General features: G+C 34.0%; 17 protein-coding genes. 2 read left to right on the forward strand and 15 right to left on the reverse strand.

Features of this window, described 5'->3' with window-relative positions:
* Positions 1 to 7: 7 nt before the first annotated feature.
* Positions 8 to 931, reverse strand: a complete 924-nt coding sequence (locus KA828_RS03135) for an NAD(P)H-binding protein (protein ID WP_075108287.1) — start codon at positions 929 to 931, stop codon at positions 8 to 10.
* 111 nt (positions 932 to 1,042) lie between these two features.
* Here KA828_RS03135 and KA828_RS03140 point away from each other — a divergent pair, with 111 nt between their 5' ends.
* Positions 1,043 to 1,549 (forward strand): GNAT family N-acetyltransferase, encoded by a 507-nt coding sequence (locus KA828_RS03140; RefSeq protein WP_075108288.1) that lies wholly within the window; start codon positions 1,043 to 1,045, stop codon positions 1,547 to 1,549.
* 333 nt (positions 1,550 to 1,882) lie between these two features.
* On the opposite strand, the gene KA828_RS03145 is transcribed toward KA828_RS03140, so the two are convergent.
* From KA828_RS03145 to KA828_RS03210, 14 genes are all read right to left on the reverse strand, one after another.
* Entirely contained in the window at positions 1,883 to 2,929 is a 1,047-nt protein-coding gene (locus tag KA828_RS03145) for an alpha/beta hydrolase (protein ID WP_075108289.1), read from the reverse strand.
* Positions 2,930 to 3,187: 258 nt separating this feature from the next.
* The gene (locus tag KA828_RS03150) at positions 3,188 to 4,255 is read right to left on the reverse strand and encodes a YkvI family membrane protein (protein WP_075108290.1); all 1,068 of its coding nucleotides are present in this window, start codon (positions 4,253 to 4,255) and stop codon (positions 3,188 to 3,190) included.
* 1,020 nt (positions 4,256 to 5,275) lie between these two features.
* Positions 5,276 to 5,776: a hypothetical protein gene (locus KA828_RS03155; RefSeq protein ID WP_210125395.1), complete on the reverse strand. Its 501-nt coding sequence runs from the start codon at positions 5,774 to 5,776 to the stop codon at positions 5,276 to 5,278.
* 145 nt (positions 5,777 to 5,921) lie between these two features.
* The gene (dhaM, locus tag KA828_RS03160) at positions 5,922 to 6,302 is read right to left on the reverse strand and encodes a dihydroxyacetone kinase phosphoryl donor subunit DhaM (protein ID WP_075108867.1); all 381 of its coding nucleotides are present in this window, start codon (positions 6,300 to 6,302) and stop codon (positions 5,922 to 5,924) included.
* The gene (gene dhaL, locus KA828_RS03165; protein WP_075108866.1) at positions 6,299 to 6,880 is read right to left on the reverse strand and encodes a dihydroxyacetone kinase subunit DhaL; all 582 of its coding nucleotides are present in this window, start codon (positions 6,878 to 6,880) and stop codon (positions 6,299 to 6,301) included. Before dhaL ends, dhaM begins: the two co-directional genes overlap by 4 nt.
* A gap of 32 nt (positions 6,881 to 6,912) precedes the next feature.
* Complete coding sequence (gene dhaK / locus KA828_RS03170; protein WP_075108865.1) at positions 6,913 to 7,875, reverse strand: dihydroxyacetone kinase subunit DhaK; 963 nt, start codon at positions 7,873 to 7,875, stop codon at positions 6,913 to 6,915.
* Positions 7,876 to 8,110: 235 nt separating this feature from the next.
* Positions 8,111 to 9,127: a FecCD family ABC transporter permease gene (locus KA828_RS03175; RefSeq protein ID WP_210125396.1), complete on the reverse strand. Its 1,017-nt coding sequence runs from the start codon at positions 9,125 to 9,127 to the stop codon at positions 8,111 to 8,113.
* On the reverse strand, positions 9,124 to 10,083 hold the full coding sequence (locus KA828_RS03180; RefSeq protein ID WP_371106752.1) for a FecCD family ABC transporter permease: 960 nt from the start codon (positions 10,081 to 10,083) through the stop codon (positions 9,124 to 9,126). The genes KA828_RS03175 and KA828_RS03180 overlap by 4 nt, the downstream gene beginning before the upstream one ends.
* Positions 10,084 to 10,160: 77 nt before the next feature.
* Entirely contained in the window at positions 10,161 to 10,958 is a 798-nt protein-coding gene (locus KA828_RS03185) for an ABC transporter ATP-binding protein (RefSeq protein WP_053030677.1), read from the reverse strand.
* A gap of 215 nt (positions 10,959 to 11,173) precedes the next feature.
* On the reverse strand, positions 11,174 to 12,007 hold the full coding sequence (locus tag KA828_RS03190) for a YitT family protein (RefSeq protein WP_053030679.1): 834 nt from the start codon (positions 12,005 to 12,007) through the stop codon (positions 11,174 to 11,176).
* Between the two features lie 726 nt (positions 12,008 to 12,733).
* Positions 12,734 to 13,966, reverse strand: a complete 1,233-nt coding sequence (locus tag KA828_RS03195; protein WP_070854508.1) for a NupC/NupG family nucleoside CNT transporter — start codon at positions 13,964 to 13,966, stop codon at positions 12,734 to 12,736.
* A 375-nt stretch (positions 13,967 to 14,341) separates the two neighbouring features.
* Complete coding sequence (locus tag KA828_RS03200; protein WP_210125397.1) at positions 14,342 to 16,513, reverse strand: bifunctional glycosyltransferase/CDP-glycerol:glycerophosphate glycerophosphotransferase; 2,172 nt, start codon at positions 16,511 to 16,513, stop codon at positions 14,342 to 14,344.
* Positions 16,514 to 16,532: 19 nt separating this feature from the next.
* Positions 16,533 to 18,032, reverse strand: a complete 1,500-nt coding sequence (locus KA828_RS03205) for a glycosyltransferase (RefSeq protein WP_075108862.1) — start codon at positions 18,030 to 18,032, stop codon at positions 16,533 to 16,535.
* A gap of 168 nt (positions 18,033 to 18,200) precedes the next feature.
* On the reverse strand, positions 18,201 to 19,928 hold the full coding sequence (locus KA828_RS03210) for an ABC transporter ATP-binding protein (protein ID WP_210125398.1): 1,728 nt from the start codon (positions 19,926 to 19,928) through the stop codon (positions 18,201 to 18,203).
* A 140-nt stretch (positions 19,929 to 20,068) separates the two neighbouring features.
* Between KA828_RS03210 and pbp4 the strand changes: the two genes are divergently transcribed.
* Positions 20,069 to 21,361: a penicillin-binding protein PBP4 gene (pbp4, locus tag KA828_RS03215; protein WP_210125399.1), complete on the forward strand. Its 1,293-nt coding sequence runs from the start codon at positions 20,069 to 20,071 to the stop codon at positions 21,359 to 21,361.
* Positions 21,362 to 21,429 lie beyond the last annotated feature (68 nt).

Genomic DNA, 21,429 nt, shown 5'->3' on the forward strand with positions numbered 1-21,429 from the left:
TCACCTATTATTTTGTATATTTCATTTTTTCTCCAGATTGTACGCGTCCGTTAAAATGTTTAATACGGCAGTCAATTTCAAACCCTCGCATAATCAAGCCTTGTAACGGTGCTTGAACGAAGTAATATATTGGCCATAACAATTTCGGGATATAATCATATAAATGAATCATGACTAAGCGTGTACCTTTAATTTGTCTAAATTCTAATTTGCCTTGTTTCTTTTGATTACGTTTAATTATCGAACCTGAAATGAAATGTAACGTTATCAATCCTATATCGTCTTCAACTTTCTCCATTACTAGTAGTGGCTTAGATTTTTTACGGGCATAAATGAAGTATCTGCCATTCTCTTGATACGTATGCATCAATGTACCACGTGTATCATTCAGCCATTTCATAAAGTAATCTACTAGATACGTCAATGTCCATTTCCTAGGTAATATCATTCGCATCGCTGTTCTGATATCATCGTATTTAGACATTTGTAATTCAGCGTTAATATGTGGACGTTTAATTTGAGTGTTTGTCTTTTCAACAGGAACACCGTAATTCTCTAAACGCTGTACTGTCTCACTATCAAATCGACTGCCACTTACATACACTATTTTAGACACACCTTGTTGCGCTGCTGCTCTAGCAAAGTTATCTGCTGCAATTAGATTTAAATCTCGCGCAGTTGCTTGCGTTAATTTCGCTGAGTTCTTGTTAGGGTCCAAATAATAAACCGCAATATCCATTCCTTCCATAGCCTTTACAACATCAGTATAACTATAAATATCTCTTTTCAACCATGTTATGCGATTATTATTTTCTTTTTTGGTATTAGGATATTTCGATAAAGCATAAATATGCGCTTCTTCTTGAATCACATTACTTATATATTTGCCAATATAACCACTACCGCCTGCTAATAGCACATTTGGTTTCATTTTTGAAATTGCCCCTTTAGTTTAAAAAGTTTTTTATTTTATGTATATTTAAGAATTATTGCTATAATACCATGTAAGACACAATAGTTTATTAATTTGGGAGGAAGCCGTATGGCTCATATTATTCGTGAAATTAGTATAAAAGACGTTGAAGACTTTATAAAATTATTAAGCAAAATTTATGATGAATCTGAATACACACTATATAACCCTGGTGAATATACACCGAGCATTTCAAGCGTGAGCAATCACCTAGAACGCATTATCACTTCTCCAAGAAACACAGTTTACGTTGCAGAACAAGATGATCAACTGGTTGGTTATGCATTTATGACAACTGAAAATTATGAACGTAAACGTCATGAAGCAGTCATTACAATTGGCGTTAGACAGCTTTATCAGAAACACGGTATCGGTATGGCATTAGTAAACGCTGCTGAAGCTTGGTCGATTAACCATGATATTAGACGTATTGAAGCCTCTGTTGTCCCTGAAAATGCACGCGCAGTTGAACTCTTTAAAGCTTCAGGATTCAATATTGAAGGCGAATTAAAAGATAAATTGTACATTAACGGCCAATACTTCAATAAATATGTTATGGCCAAATTACTGATTTAATAACGATTTACCATCACTAATATTATACTCTAGTCATTAGAATATTAAACTAAATTACTACAAAGTTAATTTAAATTTTCAATTACTTCTAAGATTTCAACACCATCATCGCTAATAAAATAGAGAAATGGGAGTGGGACACCGAAATATATTTTAAGAACATATTATTTCGGTGTCCCACTCCCACTGTTTTGGTTAGACATACCTTTTTATATCAACCACGCTCTAAGCACCACAACACTATATAGTCATCATTGGACATAAGCTATGATGTTATGCGTCACTCACACGCTTTCTCATTATCATGTAACTAATGCTCGCGGCACACCGCTTCTAATACGGAGATAATGAAAAATGATTATCTGAACCTGTTGATCCATCAAATGGTGATTGGTAATTTTGTTCTACACCAGATGACGACGTATTTCTACTTAGGAATGCAAGTACACGTTTCATGTTCTCTTTAGATTCTGGTTTGTCTAGATGGAATTGATATTGATGATGTAAATGATGTGAACCATCATAAAACAATGTACTTACCGGTATATTCGCCTCTTTCAACTTGCGATAAAATTCAATGTTTTGACTATAGAAAGGATCCGCATCACCTACTGATAAATATGTTGAAGGATAATCCTTAGTCACTTGATTAATGGTTGACATTTGAGAAATATTTTTAAAATCAGTTTCCCAATGTGTTGCACCTGTATAACTATGCATAAACATTTGAATTCTTGGAAATTCAGTTTCTCTTACCGTCTTCATATCATAAAACCCACCGAAAAAGATAGCACCTTTAATTTGTGAGGGTGTAAAACGCTGTTCAAATCCCATTTCGTTTCGTAAAGTACTGTTTGTTTGTATCGCAACATATTGACTCGTTAGTTGTGCACCGGCAGAATCACCACCAATAATGACTTGGTTTAAATCGATTGGGAAACGGTCTTTATTATGCTTAATAAATTGAATGGCATCATCAAATTGAATAAGCGGTGTAGGATACTTATAGTTAGGCGCTAAAGCATAGTTAACGTTGACTACTACATATCCTTGCTCAACAATTTGAGATAGTAATGGATTTTTGTATTGTTTATCACCTGCAACATAGCCACCACCGTGCATCCAGAAGATAACCGGTAATTGAGTATCCTTATCTACATCATCAGGCATCATGATATCAAGTTGACTTTTAGGAAGATGATTATTGTATGTAATATTTTGAAATAGTTTGACGTTAGGGTTATTAATTTGAACTTTTTCACGCTGCTGTTTGCGTTTTTCACTTTCCTGTTGGTGGTGATATAACCCTAAAGCAACTACGATACTGACGATCATAATTGTGACACCAGTAATCATCGTCCACTTTTTCTGAGTATTCATTCCTTATGATCCTTTCAATTGATTATAGACGGTTTGTCCGCTTTTTTAATAGAAAAGGGAGTGGGACAGAATTCTTTTTAAATTCGTTGTCCCACCCCCGCAAGGGTGACTAGAACTGAGAAAAGCTTGAATTATGCGCCTTCTCAGTTCAGTCAGCTACTGCGAATTTGCAAAAATAGCTTCATTATATTATTTATGTCCCAGCCTCTTTAACATTAAAACATTCAATTTAAATTGTAAAGTATAGCTGTTTTAAATCTAAGCGATATGGTCTTTATTATCACTCTTACGTAGATAATATTTAATTAATACTGCAACTACGATAAACAGACCGACAACACCCATGATGTTATAAAGGAAGTTAATTAAGTCTGCAAATCCTACAAAGCTTAGAATAAACGCAGCAACCATCATAATAGCAATGAAAATGTGATATTTTTTACTATATGGTTCTGTAAAACGTGCTGCGAATGAATAGCATAGTCCTAAAATTGTATTGTACATAACTGCTAACATAATGACAGTTAAAACAAGACCAATCCAAGGATGTATAGCATTAGCTAATGTTAATGTTGGAATTTCAACATTTTTAATTTTAGGATATTCAGATTGTAATGCAAAGTTGATTAAGGCTAATAAGATTGTGTAAATAACACCGCCAAACATTGCACCTCCACCTGAAATTTTACGTTTAGAAGCGTCGCCACCAATAGCAACAACCGTACTAAAGCCAACTGCAAAAGCTAGGCCTCCGTACATTAAGCCTCTAATTACACCCCAAAATGCACTTGTTTTATCAACTGTACTATTAACTTCGTTTAATGGAACGCTACCTGCAAATAAGTAGTAAACGGCAATAAGAATTACCATAATAATTAAGAATGGTGTTACGATACCAAGCGCGCTCACAATTTTGTTGAAGTCTAATAATAATGTTAAATAAATGACAATCGTCATAATTAAGGCACCTAACCATGTAGGTATACCAAAACTCTCTTGGAATGTTGAACCAGAGCCTGCAATCATAGTAACTGCAATACCGAATAAAAAGAATACTAATATATAATCGAAGATTTTGCTAAACTTTTTCCCGAATAAATATTGTAATGTTGACTCATGGTTTGTAGCTTCAAACGCGGTACCTATTTTAGCTACTTGTCTACCAATGAAACCAAGAATTAAACCTGAAATAAGTACACCGATATATGACCATAAACCATATGGTGTAAAGAATTGCATAACTTCTTGTCCAGTTGAGAATCCGGCACCTACTACAATGCCGACATAGGCGAAACCAATTTTTACAGCTTCTTTATTTAATCCCATGCGAAAATATAACCTCCTTAAATTTGACACATTGTGCATTATAACGTACTACAAATAATATGCAACAGTGTATACTAGTTGCGACACGCCGTTTATCGGCTATAACCACTATGTTATATACGCTTATTAAAGATTTAAAATTTCTAAAAAAATTATTATTATTGCCTCATTTCCCATAAATAAGTAACTAGACACATCGTAATTTATGTTACGTTTATGATAAATATCACATTAGAAAAAATGAATGAAGCATTATAATTGGGAATGTTTTAAAGCCCAAATTAATAGAATGCTTGCAAAATCAAAAATAAAAATCATCTACAGCCAAAGGAAAGTTGATGTGGGGTCTGTTTTTGAATTTATGAAGGCTATCTTAGGTTTCACTTGAATGTCTGTACAATGGATATATAAAGTCAAAAGAGAACTAGGATTTGGGAGTGGGACAGAATTCTTTTAAATTCGTCGTAACCCCAGCTTGCTTTGCTTGTAGAATTTCTTGATGAAATTCTCTTTGCTGGGGCCCCGAACCCCAGCTTGCTTTGCTTGTAGAATTTCTTTATGAATTTCTCTTTGTTGGGGCCCCGACTCCCAACTTGCTTTGCTTGTAGAATTTCTTAGTGAAATTCTCTTTGTTGGGGCCCCGACTCCCAACTTGCTCTGCTTGTAGAATTTCTTTATGAATTTCTCTTTGCTGGGCCCCCGCCCGCAAGGATGACTAGAACTGAGAAAAGCTTGATTTAAGCGCCTTCTCAGTTCAGTCAGCTACTGCGAATTTTCTAATTAGCATTATTATATTATTTATGTTCCAGACTCTTAATATCAGAAAAATAACAACTCAACGAGCTGAAAATAATCAGAAAAATAACAACTCAACGAGCTGAAAATAATCAGAAAAATAACAACTCAACGAGCTGAAAATAATCAGAAAAATTATAAAAAAGACAATTTCTATATTATTTCAATAGAAATTGTCTCTTTTCACTTATCCAAGAACTTTATGTCCCGGACCCTCTATCTTTCCTAATTAGAATTTCCATATTGTTGTAATTCGTTAATATCAACGACAACATTATCCATACGCTTAGCTGTTTCTTTAAGTGCATTTCTTGCAACATGATTACTTGGATCTAATTTCAAAATTTGTTTAGCTACTTTGAAAGTTTCAGAATCTGTAATAACAGGCTCTGGAATTGCGTGTAATAATAACATTTGCAATAGACTCTTAATTTCTTTACCATTTGTTAATTGGATGGATGCTTGCGCATGGTAGTACGCAGAATCTAATGCACCCTCAATTTCACTTAACGGATACACAAGTAATAGAAATGCTAAATCATGCAACTCAGACGTTTCTTCAAATTTAATCATATATAAAATACAAGTATAAAACATCATGCTTTCATGTTCATGTGCACATGAAATGTAGGCTTCTTCAAAATCTAGAAAGTCTGCTTTGGCCATTATCTGTCTAACTTGTTCAAATTCTCCACTTAAAACGTTTTCCTTGATGCTGTTTTGCATGACCTTGCCCACCTACTCTTTCGCTTTACTATAATAACCTATTTTATCACAATCATTTGTCATTTTCATTTTATAAATTACTTAATTATAAAATTTATTTTGCACATATCAATGATTATTATATTACAGCTGATTAACCTAGATTTTAGTCAAATGCATTTGCTTTAAATGACGTTTGTGCAACTTCTTGTATCGCTTCATCAGTAGTTCCACCAACTGACAATTTGACTGCTGCAGTGAAACTGCCTTCTACAATTGGTGCATCTATTTTCTTAATATGATGGGGGCCATCGTACATTTCAATCGCTAAATCGATATTCATTTCAGATGATCCTAAATCATAGAAACATAGTGCATCATCTTCTAGGTCATTGATAATATTTTGAATGTCATCAAATGAGGTACCTATACCGCCATCGACACCACCGTATGCGATAATGTTTACATCCTTGGCCATCTGATTAAGTAAAGATTTAGTGCCTTTCGCAATATCTGCACTATGGCTAATAATTATGATTGATGTCATTTGATATCATCTCCAATCAAAGCACTTAAGATATACACCATACTTTGAGCACCGGGGTCAACATAACCTATTGAATCTTTTTTAAAGTATGCTGCACGTCCTTTTGTAGCTTCAATAGCTTTCGTATCAGTCGCAAATTGTTGCAATACTTCAAATGTTAATGTTTCTTCATTCTCTAAAGCTTCACGTGCACGATCTACAACATCAAACATAGTTTTCTCATTACGTTGCACTTTACCTCTTTGCGCAATCGCATTTGCAAATTCAGTAACGACAGCTTTTAAATTATCATTGTCAATATCATCTTTAACGACATTAGACATTTTAACAAAGCTAAATCCGTATAATGGACCAGATGCACCGCCAATATTTGACATTAATGCCATACCTGTTGTTTTAAACAGCGATGCCATACTACTATCATCTAGCTTATCTTTCAAACTTTTGAAGCCGCGTAACATATTAACACCATGATCACCGTCACCAATTGCTCTATCTAAATCTGTTAATACTGTTTCTTTTTCTGAAAAAGTTGTCTCCAAATCTAACAAACGTTGTTTCATTTCTTTAACATCCATTTTTATCACCTCAGTTGAAAGTAGTGTTTCTGTTAAAAGTAACGTGATGCTGTAGGCGCTTGTAAGGCTTTTAATAGCGCTTTATCGCTAGGTAATAGAGTAATTGAGAAACCTTGCATATCTAGTGAAGTCATGTAGTCACCAACAAACCATTGTGCGACTTCTCGGTTCTGTTCCTCTAAATAACGTGCGCTAAATTTAGTTACGATATTCAATTCAGATAATGGTGTACCTCCCATGCCATTAATCATAACGATTAATGATTGCGCTTGGCTTTCTTTGAGTAATCGACCCAATAATCGTTCAACGATGCCATCTATTTCTTCATATTGAATGCGTTCAATACCTTTTTCGCCATGAATACCTATGCCAATTTCAATATCATTGTCATCAATATCGAAGCCATATTGTCCTGTCGTTGGAACCATTGGTGGTGTAAGCGCCATACCAATACTTTTAATTTGAGAAGCAACTGCTTCACCTTTCTCTTTAATATCCTTTAATGTCATACCTTGTTCAGCTAAATATCCTACATATTTATGCACAAATACTGTACCGGCAACACCACGTCTTTGTGTTGCTTCAGATACTGAAATGTCATCTTTAACAATAATCATTTCTACTTGAATGCCTTCCATTTCAGCCATCTCTTGCGCCATTTCAAAGTTCATTACATCACCGGCATAATTTTTAACAACTAATAGCACACCATCACCTGTATCGACAGCCTTGATTGCTTCTAATACTTTATCTGGTGTCGGTGAGGTGAAGACTTCCCCGCACACTGCTGCATCAAGCATTCCTTGTGCGACATACCCTGCGTGAGCGGGTTCATGACCACTACCGCCACCTGAAACAATTGCCACACCTTGAGATTTCTTGTGACGTCGTACGACAATCGTTTCTGCGATGATGTCGATATCATCATTTGCTATTACTAAACCATCCAACATGTCTTTTAAAAAGTGCTCTTTTTGTTTAATTAGCTTTTTCATATGCAATTTCCTCCCTTGGCTATCATCTCAATTATAAATCAAGCACAATGTATGCGCTAACATTTACATGCATGTCGTTATATTTTTCATTTTTTTACAAAAAATTGGGAATGGACTAGATTTCGTCGTTATGCTAGAAAATCTATCCACTCCCGTGAGCATCACTCGTATCAATGAAAAATTTAGTATTGAACTACTTAGATACGAGATATTATATAGTGTCACTTTCGCTTTATTATATGCGTTTCGATTTATACATTAAGTAAATGAAATATGGTGCGCCGATAATAGCAACTACAATACCAGCAGGTACACCTGTTGGTTCGAGAATAATTTTACCAATCGTATCTGATAGAACAAGTAAGAAAGCACCTACAACAATTGAAATTGGTAAAAAGAGTTGATGGCGTGGTCCAATAATTGATTTTGCAATATGCGGCCCCATTAAACCAATAAATGCAATCGCACCTGCAACTGCAACAGCAATTGAAGATAATACAACCGCAATAAAGAATAGAACGATACGCTCGCGTTCAATCTTCACGCCAAGCCCTTTGGCAATATGCTCATGTGTATGAATTAAATTAAGCACATTAGATTTGTATAACAGAAATGGAATGATGATAATAAGCCATGGAATCGTTGCAATCACAAATGTCCAATCATCGCCCCAAATATTACCAGCAAACCAAGTCGCTATAAATTCTGACTGATCTTCGTTAAATTTTGACATAAGTGTAATAGAACCACCATATAAAGCTGTCTGCATCCCTACACCAATTAACACCATACTTGAAGGTGTAATGCCATCTCTTTGATTCACACTAAATAAAAAGATAATAATAGCGGTTGCTACGCCACCAACAATACTTATTAGCGGTAATACATATACAAAATTATCTGGATTAATATGAGCAATTGAAATAAATAAAGCAATTGCAAAACCACCGCCAGCATTAATACCTAAAATACCTGGTTCGGCAATTGGATTCTTAGTGACACTTTGAATAATAGCACCACTTAAACTAAGCGCTGCACCTGCTAAAATCGTAATTAACATTCTAGGGAATCTAAATTCCATTAAAATTAATTGATCATAATATTCACCTTGACCAATAAGCGTCTTTAAAAAACGATCTACGGGTATCTTATACTCTCCAGAAGACACACTCCATGTACATGCTGCTAATAATAGTATTGAAAAAATGATTAACGTAATGATTTGTTTACGTCTTAATTTTGGATGTATCATATTGTGCGCCCCCCTCTTTTAACTAAATATAAGAAGTAAGGTACGCCAATAAACGAAATAATAGCGCCCACTGGTGCCTCACCTAACATACGTGCAATGGTATCAGCTAATATCATGAGCAAACCGCCTGACAACGCAGTTAATGGTAATACCTTGGCGTAATCAGTACCCACTAAAAATCTAACAATATGAGGTACCATTAATCCGACAAAGGCAATTTGTCCTACCATCGACACGGCAACACCAGCTAAAATCATCGTTAAGAATAGACTCACACCACGAATCATCGTGATATTCTGTCCTAATCCTTTCGCAAGGGTTTCACCTAAATTTAAAATCGTTAGTTGTTTACTCATTGCTATAATGATTATGATAGCAATAATAATTACTGGGCCACTCCACATAAGTTGCTTCCAAGTCGTACCTGAAACACCACCGGCAGTCCAGAATGTTAGTGTTTGGTTTAGTTTAAATGTTAACGCAATACCCTGACTTAAAGCCGTTAATAATGCACTTACAGCAGCACCGGCTAAAATAATTCTCATAGGGTTAAACCCATCTCGTCTAGATCGCCCTATCGTTAAGACGATAAAGCCACCTAGCATTGCGCCTAAAAATCCTGCAAACATAAGCATTAAAAATGGCGCCGCGGGATAAATGGCAAACGTTAATGCCAACGCAAATGAAGCACCTGAATTCAAACCAATTAGACTCGGATCAGCGAGCCCGTTTTTTGTTACACCTTGAATCACAGCACCTGCAACTGACAGTGCCATACCTACTAATACCGCACCTAAATCACGCGGTATACGTATCTCACTAATAATGTTATGTTGTTGGTTTTTAGGATTATAATGAAAAATAGCATCCATAATAGTTGAAAAACTAATTTTTGCTTCGCCTATCAAGATAGATACGAGCAATGCGCCTATTAACAACACAAAGACTAAAATCATATAGCCAATAAAACCGATGTTTACTTTTTTATCTTTCTCCATCATGATAAATTCCCTTTTCTTAGTTTATCTATATATTATGAATAATTACGTTGGAATAAGTCATATGTGACTAATAATGGTTTCCCTGTACGTGGATCTGTACTAAGCACGACATCAATATTGAATACTTGTTCTAAAATATCTTTCGTTAGCACGTCTTCCGTAGGGCCACAAGCAATGATATCACCTTTCTTCATTGCAATAAGATGATCAGAAAAACGAATAGCTTGATTAATGTCATGTAAGACCATGACGATTGTGCAACCTTGTTCTTTATTTAATTGTTGTACTAATTCTAATATTTCTAATTGATGTGATATATCTAAATATGTCGTAGGCTCATCTAAGAAAATGATGTCTGTTTTTTGAGCAAGTGCCATCGCAATCCAAACACGTTGGCGTTGACCACCACTTAAATCATTAATAGAGCGATGTCTAAATTCAGAAGTTCCAGTAACAGTCAAAGCCCAATCAATTTCTTTCTTATCTTCAGCAGATAGTCGTCCAAATCCTTTTTGATGTGGAAAACGACCATAAGACACAAGTTCTCCAACTGTAAGGCCATCTGCTACTTCAGGTGTTTGTGGTAATATCGCAATTTTTTTAGCAATCTCTTTTGTAGACTGTGTATGAATATTTTCACCATCTAATTGAATTTCACCATTTTTTATTGTTAGTAAGCGCGATAATGCTTTTAATAATGTAGATTTACCGCAACCATTAGGGCCAATAATTGACGTAACTTTGCCATCCGGAATTTCTACATCTAAATTGTTAATAATCGTATGATCCCCATAACCTATTTCCACTTGTTGTGCTTTTAAACGATTCATGCTTTCCCTACTTTCATAATAAATAGCTTTGGATATGATTGAAATAGTCAATTGATAATAATTATCATAGTCAATAGATGTATTATAACATCTTTGCAAACAACTGACTATTTGTAATTAATGCACAAAAGGTTAGGCATTTTATGGATTGGCAGAGTCATTTAACCTTTACCAATCAATGAAAACACCTAACCTCATTCATTCACTATTATCAATTATTCATCAATTAAAAATCCATTGCCATATACATCTCTCACATCATGGACAACTAAAAAGGCATGATTATCAATCTTACGTATCATTTTCTTTGCTTTAGATACTTGTGTTTTCGCAACAACAACATAAAGGACGTCTTTTTCTTCACGACTATAATAGCCTCGCCCATCTAAGATGGTAAGGCCACGCCCTACTTGTTCATCTATTGCCTTCGCTACTTGGTCTGGCTTACTTGAAATAATTGTCATTGCTTTTTTAGTATTTAAACCTTCAATCACATATTCCATCACTTTTGTACCTATGTACAGTGAAATAACTGTCACTAATGCCATTTGTAAAGGTAGTACCGTTAACGATATAAGTACAACAATTAAATCGAAAAATAACAAGGCATATGCCGTACTAACATCTAAATATTTATTAGCAATTTGGGCTAGTATCGTTGTTCCTGCAGTGGTACCACCGGCGAGAACTATAATACCAATACCTAATCCAACACAAGAGCCACCAAAAACGGCATTAATGATGACATTTCCTGTTTCAACATGCCACTGCTCAGTTAAACTCAAGAAAACGGAGATCAATACAGTTGCTATTATAGTCAATACCATACTTTTTTTACTTAAAAATTTATATCCAACTATGATGAGTAATGCATTAGCTACAAAATTTGTAATGGCTGGAGAAATGTGAAACGCATAATATAGAACAATAGCTATACCTGTTACCCCACCTTCTCCTAAATTACCTGAGATAATGAACGCATTTACCCCAGCTGAAAATATGAAAGAGCCTAGTATGACCAAAAGTAAATCTTTAATATTTTTATTCACATATACCAACCCCTTTAATTGTAATATCACTAAAAATGTTAGCACATTCACTAGCAAAGCTACAATATTCATTTTGAAAAGGGATTAAAACCATGAATGTTTAACCATATCATTGTCTTGTCTCTCGTTTGAATCCTCATTATAAATAAAGAGAATCATAAATAAATATAAATTTTCTGAATTTTTTGTTTACTTTAGCGATTCCTTTTGCTATAATGTGTATAACTTCTTAATAAGAGAAGTTATCTCCTTTGTGTTGTTTATAGTAACAAAACAAATTTTGCTCGAAGTACTGTGACAGTACCTAGTCCTTACCGTTACAAGTACATTAATATTCATTTCCCATAAAAACCAAGTATATAGAGTGTCTCCTCACTCTACATACTTGGTTTTTATCATTTATCTTAAAATTATCAATCATTATAATATCGATAGCTTGTCTGTCTCACCCAAAAACGAAAAAAACTGAGAAAAGAGGCTGGGACATAAATAATATAATGAAGCTATTTTGCAAATTCGCAGTAGCTGACTGAACTGAGAAGGCGCTTAAATCAAGCTTTTCTCAGTTCTAGTCACCCTTGCGGGGGTGGGACGACGAATTCAAAAAGAATTCTGTCCCACTCCCATCTTCTCAGTTCATTTAGCTACTGTGCATGAACAACATCACTTTAATGATTCATACGTATCTTAGATTTCATTAATTGGATAAGTATAAATGATATCTTCTTACCAAGCGAATAATCCAACAAACGCTGCAGTAAGTAATGACACTAAAATACCTGCTAATAACATCATTGGTACATATTTAGATACAAAATCTGATGTTTTTTTATCAACAATCCCTTTTAACGTTCCTACAATCATGCCAATCGTTGAGAAGTTGGCAAATGAAACTAAGAATGTTGAAATGACTGCTCTTCTATGTGGACTATATGAATCTACTACTTTACTAATTTCACCCATAACTACAAATTCATTCGTAACAATTTTCTTAGCCATTTGTTGCGCAACGATCCATGCTTCTCCCCATGGTAAACCAAGTAAAAGTGCAAATGGATACATAAATAAACCTAAAATTTGATTCAAGCCGAAACTGCCTTTTACACCAATCCATCCACCAACAAGACCTGTAATCAGATTTATAAAGCGATCAATTAAGTCTGCTAAAGCAACAAAGCTAATGACGAAAGCAATAATGATTAATACCAGTTTACCCGCATTCAATACAGAATCACCTAGGAATGAGAAGAACGGTTGACGTTCAACTGCTTCATCATTCTTAATGCTATAAATGATATCTTCTTGCTCTTCAACACTTACTGGATTCAAGATTGAAGAAACAATAATCGCATTGATAATATTTAAAGGTATTGCAGTTAAAACAAGTTCACCAGGTATCATTTGTACATATGCCCCAACAATGGCACCAGAGATAGAACTCATTGACATCATAGCTACAGTTAATACACGCATTTCATTCATGCGTTTAAGTTGTTCATTAGATACAGCTAACGCTTCAGTATTACCTAAGAACATCATTTCAATACCGAAGAATGATTCAAATTTAGGTTGACGTGTAACCTTAGCTAGTACCCAACCAATACCACCTATAACTTTAGGTAGAATGTTGAAATACATTAAAACGTCAAACAATGGTACAACAAGTAGAATTGGGAATAGCGCACTAATCGCCATATCCATTTGTTTACCGCTAGTAAAGCTGCTAAATGCAAACCCTGTTCCAGTGTGTGCGGATTGAATTACCCATGCAATTGCTGAAGCTAATCCTTCTACAATCGTTCTCCCAATTTGGAAATAAACAAAGAACCATGCTAAAAACAAGTTTAAAACAACAAGAATTAAAATAGATTTCCATTGGATATTTTTGCGATCTCTTGAAAATAATACTGCAATTCCCAAAAATGCAAGTAACCCAATGATGTTAATCACTAAAAACATAAGGCACCTACCTGACTAAATTTTTATGACGTGATGTCATGGCATGTTTATATAACAGAACCGTACTTTAAACTCTAATTAACCCCAAAAGTTCCGTTAATATTATATTTCTCATTATACCATGAGGCAATGTTCGAGAAAATATAGATTCGTCAAATTAACATAAATGAAAAAGCGCGAGACAGACTTCGTTTTGAAATCATTGTCTCACGCTTTCTACTTGCTTTACTTATCGTTGTTCATGTTGACTATCTATTTGCTATAACCCTAGATTAGGTTTTAGAAAAGCTTAGTATATATGTCTTTTAAATTCAGATAGTGATTTTACAATACAGCATCACACTATGGTTGGTTACAGGTGTGTTTTACATTCATTTAATCATGGTTCTTTTCAATATCATGATAAATATAATCACCAATATACTGAGACGCTTTTCCGTTCTCTATTGAGCAGAAATCATTATAAAATGCTTCGATTTTATCTTTATATTTTACTTTATGTTGTTCAATTTGTTTTAATTCTTTAGCTAATTTAAATTCATCTGTAATGATTTCACCAGGTAGATCATTCATATAATCCATGTAGAAACCACGTAGTCCTTTATCATATTTTTCTATATCATAGGCAAAGAAAAATTGTGGGCGTTTTAAGATACCAAAATCAAACATAACAGATGAATAATCAGTTATTAACGCATCAGAAATGAGGTATAATTCCGAAATATCGCTATAATTTGATACATCGATTGCAAAGTCGTCAAATCCATGTAAATCTAACGCATTAGCAATAAGATAATGCATTCTTAGTAAGATGACATAGTCATCGCCAATTTCTTTTTGGAGATTTGCCAAATTAATTTTCAAATCGAATAAGTATTGGCCTTTCTTCACAAACTCATCATCTCTCCAAGTTGGTGCATACATAATGACCTTTTTATCTGCAGGTAAATTTAAATTACGCTTAATTTGTTCAATATATTCAGTATCATTTTGACGATTAACTAAAACATCATTTCTTGGGTATCCAATTTCCCAGATACGGTCTTCGTCCATCCAAAATGCAGATTTGAAAATATTTGAAGAGTATCTATTAGGTGATACCAAACGATCCCAACGAGATGCTTCGGCATAGAAATTCTTCTTATAGTTTGCAGTAGTTGTGCCAGGCATTCTAACCACTTTCATATCGTTAGCTAAACGTTTTAATGGTGTTCCATGCCAAGTCTGAATATACATTTGATTCTCTTTTTTATTTAAATATAGTGGCAATCTAGCATTTGTCACCCAATATTTTGCTTTAGCATAGGCATCATAATACGCTTTTGATCCCTTTTTAACTTTAGTTGCATTGCCTGGAACAATGTTATTTTCAGGCTTAGAAAAGGCCCATATATAATTTAAATGTGGATAATGTGTCTGCATGTATTCATAGATATACTTAGGACTATCGCTGTAGTTTTTACCGCCGAACGCTTCAAATACAATTGTATTTGGATCGACCATAGCCTCATTATCACTGAGTTGATATTTTGAACGTTCTTTCATTTTGCTATTTAACAAAATATTTTTAACTAAGCGCGTTTTATTGCGCAAATCATTAACATATTTAGCATTTTCAATATTATCCATAGATAAGAATACTATTTCTAAATTGTATAATATCTTTCCATCTTTAAAGATGTCCCATTTGATTGCTTTAACAATCTTAATCAATACATCTTCAAGTGTTACATATCGAGATTTTATATCTCTAAGGGCTGGATCGAAGCCGCTTTTAATTTCATTTTTCATTCTGTTGATCAAGAAATGTTTGACGCGTTTATCATTAGTTCGTCGCATTGCATCAAAGAAACTATTAACGTGATCTTCAAATTTATTTGTAAAGTCTTGATCACTTAAGGTATTACCATAAAACGGATCATAGACTTCGCCACGATAATAGAATGGGAAATTGGTAATTCTAACGAAACGCTCTGCATATTTTAAATATTCCAACACAAATGATGTATCTGCATATATACTTAATGACTCATTAAATTGAATTTGGTGTGCTTTAATGATGGCATTTTTAAACAGAATATTACATGCTGATTCTTTTCTCAAAATTGAGTTTGGACTTTTTTGATGCGTATCATATTGCATACGCACTCTGTCTTTATCTACATATTGTGGACGTTGACTTCTAAATTTATGAATAGGTGCAATCAATGTATCTAAACCATTTACGTGTTGTAGGTAAAAATCAACAGCATAGGATGCTAATTGATCATCCGCATCTAGGAATAGTACATATTGCCCATGCGCTTGTTCTAAAGCTACATTACGTGCATGTGCGTGACCAGTATTTTCTTGTAACTGAATGAAGTGAACGTCTTTGTCATATGTCTTTAACGTTTCTTGTAGTCGTTCTGTTGAACGATCAGTTGAACCATCATCGACAATAATAACGTCGAAGTCTTGGTTTCTTTGACTTTTCAAGCTGTGAATACACTCACTAATATAATCTTCATTATTAAAATACGTAATAATAATCGATAATTTATTCAATATATTTCTCTCCAATTTTCTAATTATTCATCGTATGCGTCACGTCATTGATGAGGGATTGGTAGTTAATTAATGCTTGTTCTACACTAAATTTTTCACTTAATTTTACATCTTTGAAATGGATATTTCTAGCCATTTCCATTGCATTCGCAAACCCTTCAATGTCATCTTTTTCCACAAGTATACCATTTTCGTGATTCCGAATTAACTCACTTGGTCCATAGCGTACATTATACGAAATAACAGGACAACCACAATTAATACTTTCCATAATGGATAACCCAAAGCCCTCATATCGACTTGTTAGAAGGGAAGCAATTGCCTTTGGAAATACTTCTTTAGGCGTATTCGTGTGCCCTTTAAAAGTAACTTTATCTTCAAGTTGAAGCGTTCTAACTAGTTGTTTGAGCTTGTTTAAATTACCTTCTTTATCATCGCCATACACTAAAAGTTTAGATGAATACCCTTTTTTCAAATACATATCGAATGCTTTGATAATATGATCAATCTGCTTTTCAGAAGCTAATCTACCAATAAAACAAAATTGATCTTCAACAGCATCTCGATGATTTGATTGCGCTATGTCTAGAAAATGAGGTATCACCTCTATTTTATTATCATCTATATCAAATTGCGATTGAATATCACGTTTTTGGTAATCGGTTAAAACAACATATTTGTCAATCTTTTCATGATTATCAAGCGCAAGCTTATACGAATGACGAACGTTATGATCTTGTAAATGGTTACTATGAAACATTAATATACGCTTAATATTATTTTCACACTCAATCAATGGTCTGTCGAGTAAGCGTGCATCATTGAATACGATACTTCCATCTGCTAAAACATGATTGTAATAATACGTAAATAAAGCTTTTTCTTTTTTGAAGATGCGCGTTTCACCTTGCTTAGTGAAATGTTGTATATCAATCAATTGATTCTTTTGATCGTTCATAAAATGTTTCTTTAAATACATGTTACCCTTTTTATCGTAATATTCTTCCGATGTTTTGATGGCTGTTACGTCGTCAAAATAATCAATTTTATGCAGTCTACCGTTCAAAGTAAATGATTTGCGTTTAGCTATCTTTTGCGTATTGGGATTTATTGTATCTTCAAACTTGATCACCTGTCTGTCCGTATAATATCTACGAAACAATACGTATGTCTGATCTTTATAATACTTTACGCTATCTCCTTCTTGAACAGCTTCCAATCCGCGTATATTAACCTTCGTTTGGATGGGTAACTTTCGAAATAATTTAGGTTCAACGGGCTCCTCTAATAATTTATAATTCGCCAACCAGTCATATATGTTTTCAATGACTGTGTTGTCAGTAATTAACTTTTTATTTCTAAAAATGCGATATACATTTTTATAATTAGCGTTATAATTCGTCGTTAAAATCGTAGATGTTTGTCCCAATTGTGTTTCTAAAAATTGTATTCTATGCAATAAAGATTTTGTTCTCCCACCATGTGTAGGCGGCAAAGTAGATGTTATTGTATATAGCATAGTCATTCTCCAATCTCATATCTTAATGGTGTAAATGTTTATATGTCGCTTAATTAGTGTCGATTATTCCACAATCGACTTCATAACTCAAAGCATATCTATTATTTCATGGTTACTTATTTAAAAAAGTAGCTGGAACTATTATTAGTCCCAACTACACACCCCGCATTATTCAGTTAGGTTTTGTGTTGTAACAAATTGATGATATTTGTCATGGTTACGCATTAATTCAGTATGCGTACCTTCTCCTGTCACTTTACCTTGATCTAAGAAAATGATTTTACCCGCTTTTTTAATAGTTGAAAGACGGTGGGCAATAACTATCGTTGTTCTACCTTCCATGAGAATTTCTAATGCCTCTTGGATTTTTTGTTCACTCTCACTATCTAAATTTGCAGTCGCTTCGTCTAATAATAAAATATCAGGATTCTTCACGAAACTACGTGCAATATCAATACGTTGTCTTTGACCACCCGATAATTTCAGTCCTCGTTCTCCTACTAACGTGTCATAGCCGTCATCAAACTGCATGATGAAGTCATGACAATTCGCTAATTTAGCATATTTAATCAATTCTTCATCTGATACTTCTCGATTAATACCATATAGAATGTTGTCACGTATTGTACCACTCATCATAGAATTCGATTGCATGACATAACCAATCTTATTACGCCAATTTGTGATAGGTACATCATAAATACTTTGGGTGCCATACTTAATTTCTCCAGATTCAATGTCATACATACGTTCAATCAGATTGAATATTGTACTTTTACCTGAACCTGATGGCCCAACAAATGCACTGACCTCGCCTTGAGGAATACGGAAAGATACATTGTTGAGAATGGTTTTGATATCATATTTGAAATCAACATTTTCAAATGACAATTCGCCATCGTTGATTGAAATATGATCTATAGGTTGCAAATCTTCCATTGGCTCAATAGGTTCTTGCATAATTTCAAAGATCCTACTACTTGCACCCACTGCCTTTTTATAGTCTGTAACTAATGTTGAAAGATTCATTAATGGCATTGATAATTGCATCACATAAAAAATCATTGCAATCAGTGCACCCGCTGTGATAGCACCAGTTGCTATTCTTATCGCACCGAAACCTAAGATAACTGCAATCATTAATAACATAATTACACTTGAAATAGGTTGAATCACTGCAGTAATTTTGGCTTGTCGTAGACCCAAATTATAAATTTCACGTAAGTTACTATGTGCATTATTTAACTCTTGTTTCTCTGTATTCGATACTTTAACTAATCGCATCTCAGTTAACACACGTCCTAATAACCCACTAAAGTTCGCAATTTCAGTTTGTGTATTCATTGATATCTTTTGCATTTTACGTCCTAGTGGAATCATGATCGCCATAAATATCGGAATAGCAATAAATGTTAATAATGTCATTTGCCAATCCATAATAAATAGCATGACGATTGACCCAATGAGCGTTATAACTGCTGGTAGTAATTGTGGCAATTTCTGTGAAATAAATTCATTAATAACCTTTGTATCGTCTGTCAAACGACTCATTAGCTGTCCGCTTTCATTCTTATCAAAAAATGGCATCTTTAATTTAATGATATGTCCCCATAATATGGAACGAATATCATAAATCATTTTCTCACCAATTTTACTTAGTAAATAAATACCTATACCACTTAATAGTGCATTGGCAATAAATATACCTGCAAATAATAGAACGATATTCCAATTAATACTACTTGTAGAGAATTTATCAACCAGCCGTCCGGTAAATAGCGGAATTAACAGACCACTAATACTCCCTAGCGAAGAAATTATGATTGCCGCGATAATTAGTCCATATGGCCACGACAAACGTTTAAATAAGAAAAATAATGGATTTTGTCCTTTCATATATTAGCCCTCTTTTTATATTCATTTTAAAAATTTAATTATCTCATTTTCCAAGTATAAAGCTTTAGCAAAAAAATTCATATAAACATACTTATATGATAAAATATTTTAGTTGAAATTTTGAAAAAGGAAAGATAAGAATGAAACGACGCTTTACAATGATATTGGTTGCATTGTTAACCATTGCTATTATAGCACCTAAAACATATGCTTCCGAATATGAGCCAACACCTACCGAAATTGCTAGACAATATGGTTACCCAAATGTAACAGATGCCTATCAACCAGAAGGTAGTATTAATGTTAGTCAAACCGGGCAAATTTTATATGACTATCAATCTAACCAAAAATGGTACCCTGCTTCAATGACGAAGTTAATGACCATGTATTTAACACTCGAAGCTATCAATAAAGGGGAACTTTCTTTAAATGACAAAGTACATATTACGGATCAGCATTATCGTATGTCAACGTTACCAGAATTAAGTAATACGAAATTATATCCTGGGGAAACTTATACCATTAGTGAGTTACTTCAAATTACAGTCTCTAACTCAAGTAATGCTGCTGCTTTAATTTTAGCTGATGAAGTTTCTGGAAACGTCAATGATTTTACAGATTTAATGAATAAGAAAGCCAAAGCGCTAGGTATGTCAAATACGCATTTCGTTAACCCAACAGGTGCCGAAAATTCACAATTAAAAGATTTTGCACCATCAAAATATAAAGATCAAGACAATTCCACTTCTACTGCAAAGGACTTCGCAATTCTAGATCACCATGTCATTAAAGAAACACCGAAAATACTACACTTCACTAAGCAACTTGCTCCAACACAACACGGTGTTACATACTATACATTTAACCATTCATTAGAAGGTGCCGATATGAGTTTGCCAGGTACTGACGGATTAAAAACAGGTTCAAGTGATGTTGCAGATTATAACCATACGATTACAACTAAACGTAAGCAATTCCGTATCAACCAAGTTATTATGGGCGCTGGAGATTACGTTAGTTTAGGCGGTGAAAAACAGCGTAACATGATGGGTAATGCGATGATGAACCGTTCTTTTGATCAATATCGTTATAAAAACGTGCTTTCTAAAGGTACGCATAAAATAAACGGTAAAACATACTATGTCAAAGAAAATTTATATGATGTAGTGCCTAAAGACATGAATCAAAAAGATTATAAATTCATTATTAAGGATGGTAAGGTTCATCTTGATTATGATCGTCAATTTCTTACAAAGGACGATGGACCACCTAAAGTTGACGTAACGAAACCCTTATTACACAAAGCAAACACTATTGCTCAAACGACTTGGAAAGAACATCCAATTGTCACTTTTATAGCATTAGCGTTATTAGCAATTGCATGTATACTTATTGTACGTTCAATTATTCATTTATTATTTAAACGCAAATAGCATCAATTAAACGCCTATAGTTTGAGACAATGTCTCAGATTCGAGTGATACTCAAATCGATAACATAA

Origin of the sequence: Staphylococcus sp. GDY8P85P, assembly GCF_017892405.1 — a bacterium.
In the GTDB taxonomy this organism is placed as follows: Bacteria; Bacillota; Bacilli; order Staphylococcales; family Staphylococcaceae; genus Staphylococcus; species Staphylococcus borealis.